This is a genomic window from Blastomonas sp., from assembly GCF_030373265.1.
Lineage (GTDB): Bacteria > Pseudomonadota > Alphaproteobacteria > Sphingomonadales > Sphingomonadaceae > Blastomonas.
On the sequence record NZ_JAUCZC010000002.1, the window covers coordinates 82,128 to 97,877 of the forward strand.

14 protein-coding genes are annotated in these 15,750 nt (G+C 65.6%); all 14 read right to left on the reverse strand.

The genetic code is table 11. The features are described 5' to 3' along the window. Positions 1–55 precede the first annotated feature (55 nt). The 14 genes from murC to QUV11_RS01595 all read right to left on the reverse strand — a co-directional run bounded on the left by murC (position 56) and on the right by QUV11_RS01595 (position 15,696). A complete protein-coding gene (gene murC, locus QUV11_RS01530; RefSeq protein ID WP_300880144.1) occupies positions 56–1,468 on the reverse strand; it encodes a UDP-N-acetylmuramate--L-alanine ligase in 1,413 nt (470 codons plus the stop codon). Then, positions 1,465–2,655, reverse strand: coding sequence for an undecaprenyldiphospho-muramoylpentapeptide beta-N-acetylglucosaminyltransferase (gene murG / locus QUV11_RS01535; RefSeq protein WP_300880145.1), 1,191 nt, complete (start codon positions 2,653–2,655; stop codon positions 1,465–1,467). The genes murC and murG overlap by 4 nt, the downstream gene beginning before the upstream one ends. Continuing rightward, positions 2,652–3,884, reverse strand: a complete 1,233-nt coding sequence (locus QUV11_RS01540) for an FtsW/RodA/SpoVE family cell cycle protein (RefSeq protein ID WP_300880147.1) — start codon at positions 3,882–3,884, stop codon at positions 2,652–2,654. Before QUV11_RS01540 ends, murG begins: the two co-directional genes overlap by 4 nt. Continuing rightward, positions 3,881–5,206: a UDP-N-acetylmuramoyl-L-alanine--D-glutamate ligase gene (murD, locus tag QUV11_RS01545; protein ID WP_300880149.1), complete on the reverse strand. Its 1,326-nt coding sequence runs from the start codon at positions 5,204–5,206 to the stop codon at positions 3,881–3,883. The genes QUV11_RS01540 and murD overlap by 4 nt, the downstream gene beginning before the upstream one ends. Continuing rightward, on the reverse strand, positions 5,203–6,273 hold the full coding sequence (mraY, locus tag QUV11_RS01550) for a phospho-N-acetylmuramoyl-pentapeptide-transferase (protein ID WP_300880150.1): 1,071 nt from the start codon (positions 6,271–6,273) through the stop codon (positions 5,203–5,205). The genes murD and mraY overlap by 4 nt, the downstream gene beginning before the upstream one ends. Then, positions 6,273–7,691 (reverse strand): UDP-N-acetylmuramoyl-tripeptide--D-alanyl-D-alanine ligase, encoded by a 1,419-nt coding sequence (gene murF, locus QUV11_RS01555; RefSeq protein WP_300880152.1) that lies wholly within the window; start codon positions 7,689–7,691, stop codon positions 6,273–6,275. The genes mraY and murF overlap by 1 nt, the downstream gene beginning before the upstream one ends. 202 nt (positions 7,692–7,893) lie before the next feature. Next, positions 7,894–9,321 carry a UDP-N-acetylmuramoyl-L-alanyl-D-glutamate--2,6-diaminopimelate ligase gene (locus tag QUV11_RS01560; protein ID WP_300880154.1) on the reverse strand — a complete coding sequence of 476 codons (1,428 nt, stop codon included), beginning with the start codon at positions 9,319–9,321 and terminating at the stop codon, positions 7,894–7,896. 97 nt (positions 9,322–9,418) lie between these two features. Continuing rightward, complete coding sequence (locus tag QUV11_RS01565; RefSeq protein ID WP_300880155.1) at positions 9,419–11,143, reverse strand: penicillin-binding protein 2; 1,725 nt, start codon at positions 11,141–11,143, stop codon at positions 9,419–9,421. After that, positions 11,140–11,748: a hypothetical protein gene (locus QUV11_RS01570; protein WP_300880156.1), complete on the reverse strand. Its 609-nt coding sequence runs from the start codon at positions 11,746–11,748 to the stop codon at positions 11,140–11,142. Before QUV11_RS01570 ends, QUV11_RS01565 begins: the two co-directional genes overlap by 4 nt. After that, entirely contained in the window at positions 11,745–12,719 is a 975-nt protein-coding gene (gene rsmH, locus QUV11_RS01575; protein WP_300880157.1) for a 16S rRNA (cytosine(1402)-N(4))-methyltransferase RsmH, read from the reverse strand. Before rsmH ends, QUV11_RS01570 begins: the two co-directional genes overlap by 4 nt. A gap of 26 nt (positions 12,720–12,745) precedes the next feature. Then, positions 12,746–13,240: a hypothetical protein gene (locus tag QUV11_RS01580; protein WP_300880158.1), complete on the reverse strand. Its 495-nt coding sequence runs from the start codon at positions 13,238–13,240 to the stop codon at positions 12,746–12,748. A gap of 297 nt (positions 13,241–13,537) precedes the next feature. Next, complete coding sequence (locus tag QUV11_RS01585; RefSeq protein ID WP_300880159.1) at positions 13,538–14,326, reverse strand: hypothetical protein; 789 nt, start codon at positions 14,324–14,326, stop codon at positions 13,538–13,540. Further along, positions 14,323–14,637: a hypothetical protein gene (locus tag QUV11_RS01590; protein ID WP_300880161.1), complete on the reverse strand. Its 315-nt coding sequence runs from the start codon at positions 14,635–14,637 to the stop codon at positions 14,323–14,325. Before QUV11_RS01590 ends, QUV11_RS01585 begins: the two co-directional genes overlap by 4 nt. A gap of 69 nt (positions 14,638–14,706) precedes the next feature. Further along, positions 14,707–15,696: a cysteine synthase A gene (locus tag QUV11_RS01595; protein ID WP_300880162.1), complete on the reverse strand. Its 990-nt coding sequence runs from the start codon at positions 15,694–15,696 to the stop codon at positions 14,707–14,709. Positions 15,697–15,750: the final 54 nt, after the last annotated feature.

Here is a 15,750-nt window from a genome sequence, read left to right on the forward strand (position 1 = left end):
CTCGGGACAAACGGATGGGGGGCATCTGGTACAGAGGGAGAAGGTGCGGAAACGCTCACGCAGGCACCCTCCGCGACCCGATCGCATCGGCGAGGCCCGCCGCCCATTTGGTGATATCGCCCGCGCCCAGGCAGACGACCATGTCGCCGTCCTGCGCTTCGTCCGCGAGCAAATCAGCCAGCTCATCCGGCCCGCTGATCGTGCGCGCCTGGCGGTGGCCGCGTGCCTTCAACCCGCTGGCCAGAGCCTCGGCGCTGACGCCCTCGACCGGGTCCTCGCCCGCGGCGTAGACCGGCGCGACATAGACGATATCGGCATCGTTGAACGCCTGCTGGAACTCGTCCATCAGATCGCCCAGGCGCGAATAGCGGTGCGGCTGGACCACCGCGATGATGCGGTTCTGCACACCCTCGCGCGCGGCGGCGAGCACCGCGCGGATTTCGACCGGGTGATGGCCGTAATCGTCGATGATCGTGACGCCGTCGACGATGCCCACGTTGGTGAAGCGGCGCTTGACCCCGCCGAACTTGGCAAAGCCGGTGACGATGTCGTTGTCGTCCATCCCCATCTGCAGCCCGACCGCGATCGCGGCGATGGCGTTCTGCACATTGTGCCGGCCCGGCATCGGCAGCTCGATGCCCGAAATCTGACGGGTCGAGCCATCGCGCTCGCGCACCGTGACGTCGAAGCGGTTGCCGCCGGGGATCGAGACGACATTGTCGCCGCGGATATCGGCCTGCGCGCTGAACCCATAAGTGACGATCCGGCGGTCCTTGACCCTCGGCAAGATCGCCTGGACCTCGGGATGGTCGAGACACAGGATCGCCGCGCCGTAGAAAGGCACATTCTGGACGAACTCGACGAACGCATCCTTGACCGCATCGAAGCTGCCATAATGGTCGAGATGTTCGGGATCGATGTTGGTGACGACCGCGATCGTGCCGTCGAGCCGCAGGAAGCTGCCGTCGCTTTCGTCGGCCTCGACCACCATCCATTCGCTCGCACCGAGGCGCGCGTTCGAGCCATAGCTGTTGATGATACCGCCGTTGATCACGGTGGGGTCGATACCACCGGCATCGAGCATCGCGGCGATCATCGAGGTGGTCGTGGTCTTGCCATGCGTCCCGGCGACCGCGACGGTGGACTTGAGCCGCATCAGCTCGGCGAGCATCTCGGCGCGGCGGACCACGGGGACGCGGGTTTCGAGCGCCAGATCGACCTCTGGGTTGCCGCGCTTGATCGCGGTCGAGGTGACCACCACCGCCGCATCGCCCAGGTTCTCCGCCTTGTGGCCGATCATCACCTTGATGCCACGCTTGCGCAGGCCGTCGATGACATAGCTTTCGGCGATGTCGGACCCTTGCACCTTGTAGCCCAGATTGGCCATCACCTCGGCGATACCGGACATGCCGATGCCGCCGATACCGATGAAATGGATGGTCCCGATGTCGACTCCGACGCCCTTCATGCTTCTGCTCTTTCCGTATCGCGCGCGAGCGCCTCGCCGCCGATGGCATGGCCCTTGGCGGCAGGCGCCACGCGGATGACATCGACCAGCGGCGCACCGCCAAAACTTTCGACCAGGTCGGCCAGATCGCGCACCGCGTGCGGATAGCCGCATTTGTGCGCGGCCAGCGCGGCGTTCTCGAGCGCGTGCGGGTCGAGCGCCATCTTCTGGATCTGCTTGGCCAGCTCCTTGGGGGTGAACCCTTCCTGCCGGATCGAGCGTGCGCCGCCGGCCTTGACCATCTCGCGCGCGTTGGCGGTCTGGTGGTCATCGGTGGCGATTGGCAGCGGCACCAGGATCGCGGGGCGTCCAGAGGCGGTCAGCTCGGCAATCGTCGAGGCGCCAGCGCGGCCGATGAACAGGTGCGCCCAGCCCAATTTTTCGGGCAGGTCGTTCATATAGGTGGCGAGCTCTGCCGGGATGCCATGCTCTGCATATTTGGCGCGGACGCCCTCGATGTCTTCCTCGCGGCACTGCTGGACGACCTGCAGCCGGCGGCGCAGATTGACCGGCAGCATCGCCAGACCATCGGGCACGACCTCGGACAGCACGCGCGCGCCCTGGCTGCCGCCGGTGACGAGCACACGGAAGATGCCGTCCTCGAGCAGCGGCGGATAATTCTCGCCGCGCAGCGCCAGCACTTCCTCGCGTACCGGATTGCCGACGATGTGCACCCGGTCGGCCAGCTTGGGGTTCAACCGGTCGACCTGCTTGTAGGCGGTGGCGATCGCATTGACCCGGCCCGCCATGAAGCGGTTGACCCGGCCCAGCACGGCGTTCTGTTCATGAATGATCGTGGGAATGTCGGCCTTCTGCGCGGCCAGCAGCGTCGGCAAGGCAGGATAGCCGCCAAAGCCGACCACCGCGCTCGGCTGGAAGGTCTCGAACAGGTTGAGCGCCATAGCGCGTCCGGCCCAGATGCCCTTGATGCCCCGCAGCCAGCCCAGGGGCCCGCCTGCGATCCGTCCCGGCGGCAGGATGTGAACCTGATCGCCCTCGAAGATTCCCGGGATCTTGGCGCCGCGCTCGTCGGTGACCAGGGCGATGTGATGCCCGCGTTGCTGCAGCTCGCGCGCGAGCGCGAAGGCAGGAATCAGGTGCCCGCCGGTGCCGCCTGCTGCGAGCACATAATGGCGTGAAACGGTCATGTCCGGCTCCAGTCCTGACCGAGCAGAGTACGGTCCTCGAACGGGTTACGCCGGGTGAGCGACAACAGCAATCCCGCGCCGATGCTCAGCGCGATCATCGACGATCCGCCATAGCTGATGAACGGCAAGGTCATGCCCTTGGACGGGAAAAGCTGCAGGTTCACGGCAATGTTGATGAACGCCTGACCGCCCAATTGCGCCGTCAGGCCGGTCACCGCGAGGATGGTGAACAGATCGCGCTCGTCGAGCAGCCGCATGCACACCCGCACGATGATCGCGAAATAGACCAAGGCGATCGCCGCGCAGGCGAGCAGGCCGAATTCCTCGCCGATTACCGAGAAGATGTAATCGGTGTGCGCTTCGGGCAGGTTGAACTTGTGCGTGCCCAATCCCGGCCCGGTGCCGATCAGGCCGCCGCCGGTCAGCGTCTTGTGCGCGAACATCACCTGGTCGTATTCGCCCGCGCCGAACAGCCAGCCGTTGATGCGCTGGGTCGCAACCGGATAGAAGAAATACGCTGCCGTCATGCCCAGCGCGCCCGCACCGATACCGGCTGCGACCACCTGCATCGACAGCCCTGCCAGCAGCATCAGCGTGAACCAGATGCCGATGAACATGATCGTCTGACCCAGATCGGGCTGGCGCATCAGCAGGAAGGCGATAAATCCGGTCAGCAGCATCGACAGGCGCAGCACCGGCAGCGTCGGGTCCTTGATCCTGAGCGAGATGATCCACGCCAGCGTCACGGCAAATGCAGGCTTGAGGAACTCGGACGGCTGGATACCGATGCCATAACCGATCCAGCGCTTGGCGCCGTTGACGGTGTTGCCGAAGATCGGCACCAGCATCAGCAGCACGAGGCAGCCGCACGCAATGATGATCGCCAGCCGCCGTGCCTCGCGCTTGGGCAACATCGAGACCACGAACATAAAGCCCAGCCCGACGATCACCCAGCCAAGCTGGCGATAGAAGAAGTACAGCGGGCTCAGGATTTCGGTTGCTGTGGACAGGCGCCGCGCGGTGGCGGGCGAAGCCGCCTGCACCGCGATCAATCCGATCGCGATCAGCATCAGCATCAGCGCGAGCAGGACGCGGTCGAGTTCCCAGAACCAGATCGCCAGCTGCGAGCGGTCACTGCGCCCCAGGCGTCGGCTCAGGTTGCGCGGCAATTTGTAGGCGCGCGGGGCCGAAGGGGCGGCGGCGGGAGCTGTGGCGGCCAGATCGCTCATTGCGCGGCTTCCTCCTGCTGTGTGTGATCATTGGCGATCAACGCATCGACGATCTTGCGGAAGGAATCGCCGCGCGCTTCGAAATCGCGGAACTGGTCGAAAGAGGCACAGGCTGGCGACAGCAGCACGACATCGCCGCCATGCGCATTGGCCATCGCGCTGCGGACGGCGTTGGCCATCATCTCGGCGCGGGTGACCGGCATGACCTTTTCGAGCTGGTCTGCAAAGACAGGACCCGCCTCGCCGATGGTGTAGGCGTGGACGACATGATCGAAGTGCTCGGCGCATTCCTCGAGGCTGTCGCCCTTGGGCAGTCCGCCGACGATCCAGTGGATGCGCGCAAAAGCACCGAGCGCAGGCGCGGTCGAGGCGGGGTTGGTCGCCTTGCTGTCGTTGACATAGAGCACGCCCTTGTGCTGCGCGATCTGCTCCATGCGGTGCGGCAGGCTGGAATAGGTGGCGAGCGACCGGCGGGTCTGGGCCTCGTCCAGCCCCAGCGCGGCTGCGACGGCGAGCGCCACCGCGACGTTCTGCGCGTTGTGCGGGCCCTGCAGCGTCGGCCAGGCGGACTGGTCGGCGGCGGGAATATCGGCGGCGTGAACCTCGATCGCGTTCGCAAGGCCTGTGGCAATCGCGCGGGTCTGCGCGTCGTCCGTCGCGATCACCGCGGCATGATCTGTGCCCTGCATCGCAAACAGCCGCGCCTTGGCGGCGCAATAGCCGGCAAAGCCGTCATAGCGGTCAAGATGGTCAGGGGTGATGTTAAGCAGCACCGCGACGTCGCAATCGAGGCTGAAGGTCAGGTCGATCTGATAGCTCGACAGCTCGAGGACATAGACGCCGCCTTCTGGCAGCGGCGGCTGCGACAGGATTGGCAGGCCGATATTTCCGCCCATGATCGTCGGCACACCCGCCTCGCGCAGGATATGGTGGATCAGCGCGGTGGTCGTGGACTTGCCGTTGGTGCCGGTGATGCCGACCACGCGGTGCGGCGGCAGGCTGGGGCGGGCGAGCGCGAACAGCTCGATATCGCCGATGATCGGTATATTGGCAGCGCGCGCGCGGTCCGCGACCGGATGCCGGTTGAGCGGAACCCCGGGCGAGACGATCAGCCCGTCAAAGCCTGCAAGATCGATCTCCATCGGATCGCCGATTGCGACATCGGGATGGCTGGCAATCGCCGTCTCGCGCGCTTCCTCGCGGTTGTCCCACGCGGTGCACTGCGCGCCCGAGGCCATCAGCGCGTCGAGCGTGGCAAGCCCCGAGCGGGCCAGCCCGAGGATGCAATAGCGTTTCGCGGCAAAGGCGGGCGAAACGATCAACGGATCTTCAACGTCGCAAGACCGGCAAGCGCCAGCACCAGCGCAATGATCCAAAAGCGCACCACCACGGTCGATTCGGGCCAGCCCAGCTGTTCGAAATGGTGGTGGATCGGCGCCATGCGGAACACCCGCTTGCCGGTACGCTTGAAAAAGAACACCTGGATGATCACTGACATCGCTTCGACCACGAACAGCCCGCCGACGATGCCGAGCACGATCTCGTGGTGCGATGCGACAGCGATCGCGCCGAGCGCGCCGCCCAGTGCCAGCGAACCGGTATCGCCCATGAACACCGCCGCCGGCGGCGCGTTGAACCACAGGAAGGCGAGGCATGCCCCGATGATGCACCCGCAATAGATCGCCAGCTCGCCCGCGCCCGGGACGTGCGGGATGCCGAGATAGTCTGCGAACCTGGCGTTGCCGACCATATAGACGATCAGCAGGAAGGTGAGGCTGGCGATGATCACCGGAAAGGTAGCGAGACCGTCGAGACCGTCGGTCAGGTTCACCGCATTGCCAAACGCGACAATGGTGAACGCGGCAAACGGGATGTAGAACAGCCCAAGGTCGAACGGCGGATAATTGATGAATGGCACATAGAGCAACGTGCCGGTCTCGCGAAGAATGATCCAGCTGGCGACGCCTGCGATGACGAACTCGCCCAGCAGGCGGACCTTGCCCGACACACCCTTGTGGCTGGCTTTGCGCACCTTGTCGAAGTCATCGAGGAAGCCAATGAGGCCAAAGCCCAGCGTGACGGCCAGACACGCCCAGACGAAGCTGCTCGAAAGGTCCATCCACAACAGCACCGATATGGTGAGGGCGATCAGGATCATCAGCCCGCCCATCGTCGGCGTGCCGCGCTTGGCGAGATGCGTCTGCGGGCCATCGGTGCGGATCGGCTGACCCTTGCCCTGGCGCGTGCGCAGCATCAGGATGAAGCGCGGGCCGATGAGCAGCCCGATCAGCAACGCCGTGACGATCGCAGCCCCCGAGCGGAAGCTCAAGTAGCGGATGAGGTTCAGAGGACCCTCAAAATCCAGATATTGCGCCAGAAGATACAGCATCAAACCCCCTTCTGCGCCACAGCGGCGCCTGCTGGCGGCTGTGCCAGCGCGCGCACCAGCGCAGATAATCCCACGGAATTGGACCCCTTGACGAGCACCGCGTCGCCATCGGTCAGTTGTGCCTGCAACGCTGCAAGCGCCGCATCGGCGGCGGGCACATGCGCGATCTGCCCGTGCCACTCAAGCGAATTGGTAAGCGCATCGGCAAGGGGTGCCATTTCATCGCCGACCAGAATGACCGAGGCGATTTTGGCCGCGATCACCGGACCAGCCAGCGCCGCGTGATACTGGTCGGACGTCTCGCCCATCTCCTTCATCGCGCCGAGGACAGCGATGCGGCGCGGGGCCGTTTCCTTGGACAGTTGCGCAAGGGTGGCCGCCATAGAGGCAGGGTTGGCATTATACGCCTCGTCGATCAGCAGCGCGGTGCCGCCATCGGGCGTGGCAACCGTCTGCCGCTCGCCGCGTCCCGCAAGGCCGGGCAAGTTGGCAAGCGCAAGCCCTGCGATTGCAAGGTCGCCGCCTGCCGCATTGATCGCGGCCATCACCGCCAGTGCGTTCATGACCCAGTGTTCGCCGGGCGCGGCGATGCGGAAGCACAATCGGCCCTCACCGATCTGCGCGGTGACCAAAGAACCGCCCTCGATCGCCGAGATGCTGTCGATCAGCCGTGCCTCGCTGTCGGCTTGGGTGCCGAAGCGAACGACGGCATCGGTGCAGTCCTTCGCTGCGGCGTACAGGCGCGCGAAATGGCGGTTGTCGTGCGGCAGGATCGCAGCGCCGCCCGCTTCCAGCCCTTCAAAGATTTCGGCCTTGGCATCGGCAATGCCTTCCTCGCCATGGACGAAGTTGCCGATATGCGCTGGCGCGATGGTGGTGATGATCGCGATATGCGGGCGGACGATGCGGGTCAGTTCGGCCATTTCGCCGCTGTGGTTCATCCCCATCTCGAACACGCCGAAGCGCGCGTCGCGCGGCATCCGGGCGAGGCTCAGTGGCACGCCGACATGGTTGTTGTAGCTTTTGACCGAGCGGTGCGCGCTGCCCGGCGCCATCCGGTCGAGCGCGTGGAACAGCGCCTCCTTGGTCCCCGTCTTGCCCGCGGAGCCGGTGACGCCGATGATCGTTGCGCTGCTGCGTGCGCGCGCGGCGCGGCCCAGCGCGGTGAGTGCAGCGGCGCTGTCGGCCACCAGCACATGGGGTTGATCGATCGGCTGCTCGGTGATCACGCCTGCAGCACCCGCTGCCACCGCGCGGTCGATGAACCGGTGGCCATCGGTCTCCTCGCCGCGCATCGCGATGAACAGATCACCGGGCATGATTTCGCGCGAATCGAATGCCACCCCGGTGACGGTGAAGTCAGCCGAAGCCGTGCCGCCGGTCGCTGCCGCGATTTCAGAAGAGGTCCAGAGAGTCATGTATCCTCTCCCCTTGCGGGAGAGGAAAGACTTGGCTTGGCAGCTTGCTGCCTAGCAAGTCTTGGAGAGGGGGGAGCGAGAGCAACACGACATTTGCGCTTGCGCGCACTCACCCTCTCCCAGCTTCGACTAGGCAGCAAAGCTGCCAAGTCTGCGCAACCCTCTCCCGTCAAGGGAGAGGGAAAGATCGAGCAGATAGGCGTCACGCCGCACACTCCCGTGCGACCTGCACATCGTCGAACGGCAGAACGCGGTCTCCGACAATCTGGCCCTGTTCGTGACCCTTGCCCGCGAGCAGCACGATATCGTTCGCGCCCGCCATCGCCACCGCGGCGGCAATCGCCTCGCGGCGCCCGCCGATTTCGGTCGCACCCGGCGCTGCGGCCATGATTGCGGCGCGGATCGCGGCAGGATCTTCAGACCGCGGATTGTCGTCGGTGACGATCACGACATCGGACAGGTCGCTGGCCACCTTGCCCATCTCGGGGCGCTTGCCGGTGTCGCGGTCGCCGCCCGCGCCGAACAGCGTGATCAGCCTTCCGGTGACATGCGCGCGCAACGCCTCGATCGCGGCCTGCAGGCCATCGGGGGTGTGCGCGTAATCGACATAGACCGGCGCGCCGGCGCGGGTGATGACCGCGCGCTCGAGCCGTCCGCGCACCGGCTGCAACCGGCCCATATGATCGAACACCTGCTTGGCGTCGCCACCCGCAGCGATGACGATACCGGCCGACACCAAAGCATTGGCGGCCTGATACGCGCCGATCAGCGGCAGGGTGACCTTTACCTCTTTGCCGTCGTGCTGCAGCACGAGCGACTGCCCCAGTTGCGTCGGGGTGCGGCTGATCAGCCGGATCGCCTCGCCTGCCGCGCCGACGGTCATCACGTTGAGACCGCGCGCCTGCGCACGCTCGATCACCTTGTCGGACCAGGCATCATCCGCCCAGACGACAACATCGCCGTCCTCGACGACGACCTCGTCGATGAGCCGCATCTTGGCCTCGAAATAGGCCTCCATCGTGCCGTGATAATCGAGGTGATCGCGGCTGAGGTTGGTGAACGCAGCCACCTGCACCGGCAGCCCCTCGGTGCGGAACTGCGACAGGCCGTGGCTCGATGCCTCGAAGATCGCATGGCTTACACCCTCGCGCGCCAGGCCGGACATGTTGCCGAGAAAGGTGACGATGTCGGGCGTCGTAAGCCCGGTAGAGGCCTGATCCACCGAGGTGGTGACCCCCAGCGTACCGATCGAGGCGGCATTGTGCCCCGCCATCCGCCACAATTGGCGGGTCATTTCGGCGGTCGAGGTCTTGCCGTTGGTGCCGGTGACGGCAGCGACATGGGCGGGAAAGGGCGTGAAGAAGCGCGCGGCGATCTGCGCGAAGGCGCGGCGGGGCTCGACATCGGCGATGTGCACCGCACCATTCACGACCGCGCCAGGCGCAGCGACGATGGCGACAGCGCCAGCGGCGATCGCGTCGGCGATAAAATCCTCGCCATTAAAGCGCGCACCGACAAAGGCACCGAACACAGTGCCAGGGGCAACCTTGCGGTGATCGATGGCAAATCCGGTCACAGTCCGGGCGGAATCCGCGCCGGAAAGGCCAGAGGCCAGTTCACCCAGTTTCATTGCTCAACCCTTTTGCCGACCCTGTAAATTCCTGCCTCCTCTATGTCTGCCCTGCGCAGATGCAAGACCCCTGCTGCGCGTCAGATTGTATAATCGCCTATGCCGGATCGTCCGATTTGGACTTGCTCGCGGCCTTGACCGGGGCCTTCCAGAGCAGCGGCATCAGTTCGGACACATCGACATCGCGGCGATCGTCGGGGATGATTCCCAGCATCGGGCCGATGCGCGGCACCAGCCGTGCCACCACCGGTGCTGCCGTCCACCCGGCGGTACGCTGGAACGACGAGGCCTGGTTGCCTGCGGGCTCGTCGATCATGATCAGTACCACGAAGCGCGGGGCATCCATCGGGAACACGGCGGCGAAGGTCGCGACCACCGAGCTGCGCTTGTATCCGCCGGCACCCGGCTTTTCCGCCGAGCCCGTCTTGCCGCCAACGCGGAAGCCCGGAGCCTCGGCCTTGCGCCCGGTACCGTCGCGCACGATCATCCGGAGCAACTGGTTCATCCGCGCGCTGGTCGATGCCTTGAAAACCCGCTCGCCGCGGGGCACTTCGTTGGGCTTGAGCTTGACCAGGGTTGCGGGGCGATACACCCCGCCGTTGACCATCGCGGCATAGGCGCTGGCCAGATGCAGCGGGCTGACCGCGATGCCGTGGCCATAGCCCACGGTCATGTTGGTCAGACGACCCCAGTTCGCGGGCCACAGCGGCTTGACGGTCTCGCGCAGGTTGATTTCGGCGGGACGGTCGAAGTGCAGCTTGCGCATCACCGCCTGCAGCCGCTCGGGGCCCAGCTCATCGGCAATCTGTGCGGTAACGATGTTCGAGCTGTGCACCAAAGTCTCGGGCACATTGAGCCAGCGGCCCGACGAGTGGGAATCGCGGATCTGGAAGCCGGCGACTCTGAGCGGGCGGCTGGCATCATAGCGGCGCGCCATGCTGGTGACGGTGCCGGCATCGATAGCTGCGGCGACCGTCAGCGGCTTGAACGTCGATCCGAGCTCGAAGAAGCGGTAGGTGACCTGGTTCGCCTCGAACGCGGCGCTGCTGGCGTCGAACTGATTGGGGTTGAAGCTGGGCAGCGATGTCATTCCCATCACCTCGCCCGTTTCCACATCGAGCACGATCCCTGCCGCGGCCTTGGCATCATAGGATTTCATCGCGCGGCCCAGCTCGTCCTCGAGGGCTGCCTGGACGCGGATATCGACCGACAGCGCCGAAGGCGTCAGCCGCATCTTGGGATCCATCAATTCGGCATCGAGCGCGCGCTCCATTCCCGAAACGCCGTGGCCATCGGGGTGGACATAACCCAGCACATGCGCCGCAAGCTGCAACTGCGGGTAGAAGCGTTCCTTCTCGCGCGGAAACTCGATCCCCACTTCACCCAGCGCATGGACGCGGTTGACCTCTTCGGGCACCGCACGGTGACGCAGGTAGGTCGGCTTCTTGCGGCTGAGCAGCTCGAAGAAGCGAGCCTCGCTGGTGTCGGGGAAAATCTGCGCCAGTTCGCCGGCCAGCACCTTGCGGTCGCCGATCAGCCGTTCGGGCACCACGCGAATGGCATAGCCGTCGATCGTGCGCGCCAGCGGCACGCCGTTGCGATCGACGATGTCACCCCGGCCCGGATCGACCAGCGCCGAGCGGGTTGCCGCCTGCGCCTGTTCGCCAAACACGCCGATGAAGGTCAGCCGCAGCAGGATGGCGCCGACGCCGATGCCGAACAGTGCGAGCACGGCCACCAGCCGCACCTGCGCGGTCAGCGTCATATGCTGGCGCTTGCTGGCGAGGCGGACCCTGTGGCTACCGGATGCGAGCGCGGTCATTGGCCTGACTTCTTCATTTCGGCCTCGGCCTGTTTGTTGATCCGGTCGAGCAGCCGGTCGTCGAGCAGGCGGCGTCCTTCGGACTTGCTTTCGGTCGCGCCTGCGCCGCTGATTGCAGCCTTGGGCGAGGTCGTCGCCGCGGTGGCGGCGCGCGCCGGACTGATGATCGCAACGCTCGCCGAAACCGACAGAGGCTCGGGAGTGCGGACGGTGGAGGCCGCGAGCTCGGCAGGCTTGATCGCTTCGGGCTCGGCCTGCGGCTTGATGGTCATCGCCGCGACCCGCACCGGCCTGTCGAGCTGACGCATGTCATCCCCCAGATTGGCCAGCTCGCGCTCGCCATCGAGATATTGCGCGGCACTCGGCGCCTCATAGCCATATTCCAGATCGTTCCACATCGCGAGCTGGGTCAGGCTGGCGCGGGTGGCGAATTCGGTTTCGAGATACCGGATTTCGGCACGGGTGTTGAGGATCTCACGCTCGGTACGCGTGAGGTCGCTGCGCAGCGTCGCCACGGACAGCGACAAAGGATACAGCGCAATCGCCACGATGAAGATCAGCGCGATCCAGCCGATGGTCTTGAGGCGCTTGACGGCCAGGATCATGCTGCCCGCCTTTCCGCGTCGTCGTCACGGCCCCAGGCCGGCGCTTCGCTGCGAACTGCGACCCGCAAGGTGGCCGAACGCGCGCGGGGGTTACGCGCGCATTCGGCCTCGCCCGCCCGGGTCGGCCTGGCGGGTTTCTCGAAACTGGGGGTCCGGCGCTGGTCGGACAAATCGGGAAGGTGGCGCGATCCGGCGCCTTCGCTGCCGCTGCGCGCCTTCAGGAAGCGCTTGACGATGCGGTCCTCGAGGCTGTGGAAGCAGACCACGGCAAGCCTTCCGCCGGGCGCGAGCATCGCTTCGGCTGCGACCAAACCCTCGCGCAGTTCGTCGAGTTCGCCGTTCACATGGATGCGGATCGCCTGGAAGGTGCGGGTTGCCGGGTCCTTGGGTGCCCCAGGGCGATAGCCCAAAGCCTTGCGGACCACGGCTGCGAGCTCGAGCGTGCGCACAAGCGGGCGCGCGGCAACGATCGCGCGGGCGATGCGCCGCGACTGGCGCTCCTCGCCGTAGAGATACAGGATGTCGGCGATATCGGCTTCGTCGGCGGTGTTGACGAAGTCCGCCGCGCTCAGCCCTTCCTGCCCCATGCGCATGTCGAGCGGTCCATCCGACTGGAACGAGAAGCCGCGCTCGGCCTGATCGAGCTGCATCGACGACACGCCGATATCGAAGACGATGCCATCGACCTGGGGAACCCCGGCATCACGCAGCACCTGCGCGAGCTGCGAAAAACGTGCGGCGTGGAAGGCAAAGCGGCCGTCGCTCTCGGCGACAAGCGCAGCGCCCGCTGGCGCCGCATCAGGATCGCGGTCCAGGCCGTGGACCTTTGCACCAGCAGCGAGCATCGCGCGGCTGTATCCGCCCGCGCCGAAGGTCGCATCGACATGCACTTCGCCGTCGGCGATGGCGAGACCTTCGAGGACCTCGGCGAGCAGCACCGGGACGTGCGGGGCGTCATCGGCGCCGATCATGGGCGATGGAGCTTCGCGGCGCGCCATCACGCCTTGCCCCCCAGTTCGTCCATCATGAAACGGGCGACATATTGCTGCGAGGCCAGGCGCGTATCGTCGAGCGACAACAGGTGCTCGACGCCCCAGACGCTGAAATCGGTGCCGTTGCCGCTGAAGAACACGTGCTTGTCGATCCGCGCCATCGCGACCAGCAATTTGGGCAGGATCAACCGGCCGCTGCCATCGAAGGTGATGCGGAAGGTGGTGTTGAAGCGGGGTCCGCCGAACAGTTCGGTGCGGAACTCGCTGCCCTGCTCGCTCGCCAGGTCCTCGCGGTGCTGCATCTGGGCGAGCAGCGAATCGAGCCGCGCGGTGCCGCAGCCCTGCAGGCACTGGCCATCGGCGTTGAAGCTGAGCACGGCGATGCTCTCGCCCTTGCTGCCGTGAATGAGCGGATTGCGGAAGTTGGCAGGGATGGCCATCCGGCCCTTGGGGTCGATGGTCGTCAGTGCAGAACCGAGAAAGGCACTGATTTCCGCCACTAGTAAATGAACCCCTTGTGCCGCGCCGTTGCGTTTCCCTGACCGTTTCGAGGTTCCCGATCACCTGCCTGACCCTGCCTCTCCCTCCGGCCAGCCGGAAAAGGGCAAAGGCGTCAGCCACCCACCGCGCGGACGCGCTGCAGGCCGGTCAGGCATGACAAATGATATGAACCCCGATTAAGGACATCCTTAACAGGGGAGATTTGGGGATGAAAGGGTTTTTTTGGGGTTAGAGGGGCATTGGCCGGGTCATTACTTGAAAAGCGGGACGAACCGAAGATGCCGCACTGCTGCTGGTCATGATGTATCCTTGCGCATCAGGTCGCTGATCAGAACAGATACGAAACGCCGGTTGGCACGCCCCGAATCGGCGGATTGGCTGATCAATGCCGGATCAAGCACATCGGCATCGCCAACCAGAATGGCCCTGCCCTCGCCCGGCTGGCAGTGTGCAACATGGCCCTCGCGTTCGATACGGCATGCCACGTCCCCAATTTTCCCCGGCGCAGGCGTGAATACCCCGGGATGCGCGAGCAGCGCCCCCGATGGCTGCAGCCGGACCGATTCAATCACCGGATCGACCAGCACGAGTCCCCAATGTGCGAGCAGCGGCGAGAGCAGGCCGGTGCGCTGCGGGCCCAGCGGATCGCCAAGCCCTTTGCCGCCAGGCCAATCGAGCACCGGATCGGTGAACAGCAACAGCCTTCCGCCGCGCCGAACATAACCGTCGAGCGCAACCAGAGCTTCGGGAGGCAACATGCGCGGCTGCACCAGGATCACCAGGTCCGCGCCTGCCAGCGTCTCGTCCGCCAGCGCATCGGCGACCACCAGATCATGCGCCGCGTTCAGTTCTTCATGCAACGGATGGGGATTGCTCTGCCCCGCCAGCATGGCGGTCATATCCACGCCATCGCCGTGCACCAGCGGCAGGCTGCTCATCAGCACCACGCGCATGCGGGGCATATCCGGCACCAGTGGCGCGGCCTCCGGCGCAGGCTGCGGACTGTCGGCTTCGGCCGAGGGCGCAGCCGAACAGCCGGTCGCCAGGGCCACCGCCAAACAGGCGGCAAGCGTCCGACTGATCACTGTTGGGGTGCGGGGCGGGTCCCGGATTGCGGATCGGGTTGCAATTCGCCCACCACCGGGGTCTGTCCGCCAGCGCTGTGCTGCGTGCCTTCTGCAGGCAGGTCGGGCACAACGCCCAGATCGACCAACGGCTCGCTGGCTGCCGGTGCCTGCACCACGGGGGGCGCTGCGGGCTCGAGCGTGCCTGGCACCGTCGCTGCGACATCTTCCACAGGGACGTCGCCGCCGGCGCGCTGCAGCAGCATATCGGCCAATGCCACCATCACCAGCACGGCGAAGATGCCTGCAATGCCGATCTGCAGGCGGTGCATGATAGGGTTGCCCGCTGGATTGCGGGCCGGATTGCGAGCTTTTTCAGCGACCATGCGGGGCAATATAGGTCAATCCGCCAGCCAGGGGAAGACCGGCAATCCCTTGGCGCGCAGCCACTCGGGATTGTACAATGTCGACAGATAGCGAAAGCCGGTATCGCACAGGATGGTGACGACGCGCGCGCCGGGTCCCAGCGTCCGCCCCAGTTCGACCGCGCCGGCGACATTTATTCCCGACGACAGGCCGAGGCAAAGCCCCTCTTCCTTGAGCAGCCGCTGCACCCAGTACAATCCGACCTCGTCGGAAATGCGGAATTGGGTATCGATCGGCGCATCTTCGAGGTTGCCGGTGATCCGACCCTGGCCGATGCCTTCGGCGACCGAGGATCCTTCGGCCTTGAGTTCGCCGGTGGCGTAATAATTGAACAGCGCCGCGCCATGCGGATCGGTGAGCGCGATGGTGACGTTCTCGTCCTTGGCCTTGAGCCCCATGCTGACGCCCGCAATCGTGCCGCCGGTGCCCGCTGCGCAGGTGAAGCCGTCGATGCGGCCTTCCATCTGCGCCCAGATTTCTTCCGCCGTCCCCTCGATATGCGCGCGGCGGTTGGCGATGTTGTCGAACTGCTGCGCCCACACCGCGCCCGGCGTTTCCTCGGCCAGGCGGCGCGAGGTGTGGACGAAATGGCCGGGGTTGGAATAGGGCGCGGCTGGCACCAGCACCAGCTCGGCCCCCAGAGCGCGCAAGGTGTCCATCTTTTCCTTGGACTGGGTCTCGGGCATGACGATGATCGTCTTGTAGCCCTTGGCATTGGCGACCAGCGCAATCCCGATCCCGGTGTTGCCCGCGGTGCCTTCGACGATCGTGCCGCCGGGCAGCAGCGTGCCGCGCTCCTCGGCATCGCGCACGATGTAAAGTGCAGCGCGATCCTTCACCGACGCGCCGGGATTGGCGTACTCGCATTTTCCGAAGATATCGCACCCAGCCGCCTCGCTGGGGCCTGCGAGCCGCACGAGCGGGGTGTTGCCGATCAGGTCGAGCGTGCTGGGTGTCGTTTTCATCGCACGCTAGATAGCTATGCGGCTGCGCAGCGGCAAGCATTGGTGTGCCGCGGC

Excerpts from the sequence above, each read along its gene's own strand:
- QUV11_RS01595 (WP_300880162.1), bottom strand. The coding sequence starts at position 15,696 with ATGAAAACGACACCCAGCACGCTCGACCTGATCGGCAACACCCCGCTC.
- QUV11_RS01570 (WP_300880156.1), bottom strand. The coding sequence starts at position 11,748 with ATGATCCTGGCCGTCAAGCGCCTCAAGACCATCGGCTGGATCGCGCTG.
- murF (WP_300880152.1), bottom strand. The coding sequence starts at position 7,691 with ATGACTCTCTGGACCTCTTCTGAAATCGCGGCAGCGACCGGCGGCACG.
- QUV11_RS01590 (WP_300880161.1), bottom strand. The coding sequence starts at position 14,637 with ATGCACCGCCTGCAGATCGGCATTGCAGGCATCTTCGCCGTGCTGGTG.
- QUV11_RS01560 (WP_300880154.1), bottom strand. The coding sequence starts at position 9,321 with ATGAAACTGGGTGAACTGGCCTCTGGCCTTTCCGGCGCGGATTCCGCC.
- QUV11_RS01565 (WP_300880155.1), bottom strand. The coding sequence starts at position 11,143 with ATGACCGCGCTCGCATCCGGTAGCCACAGGGTCCGCCTCGCCAGCAAG.
- murG (WP_300880145.1), bottom strand. The coding sequence starts at position 2,655 with ATGACCGTTTCACGCCATTATGTGCTCGCAGCAGGCGGCACCGGCGGG.
- rsmH (WP_300880157.1), bottom strand. The coding sequence starts at position 12,719 with ATGATCGGCGCCGATGACGCCCCGCACGTCCCGGTGCTGCTCGCCGAG.
- mraY (WP_300880150.1), bottom strand. The coding sequence starts at position 6,273 with ATGCTGTATCTTCTGGCGCAATATCTGGATTTTGAGGGTCCTCTGAAC.
- QUV11_RS01540 (WP_300880147.1), bottom strand. The coding sequence starts at position 3,884 with ATGAGCGATCTGGCCGCCACAGCTCCCGCCGCCGCCCCTTCGGCCCCG.
- murC (WP_300880144.1), bottom strand. The coding sequence starts at position 1,468 with ATGAAGGGCGTCGGAGTCGACATCGGGACCATCCATTTCATCGGTATC.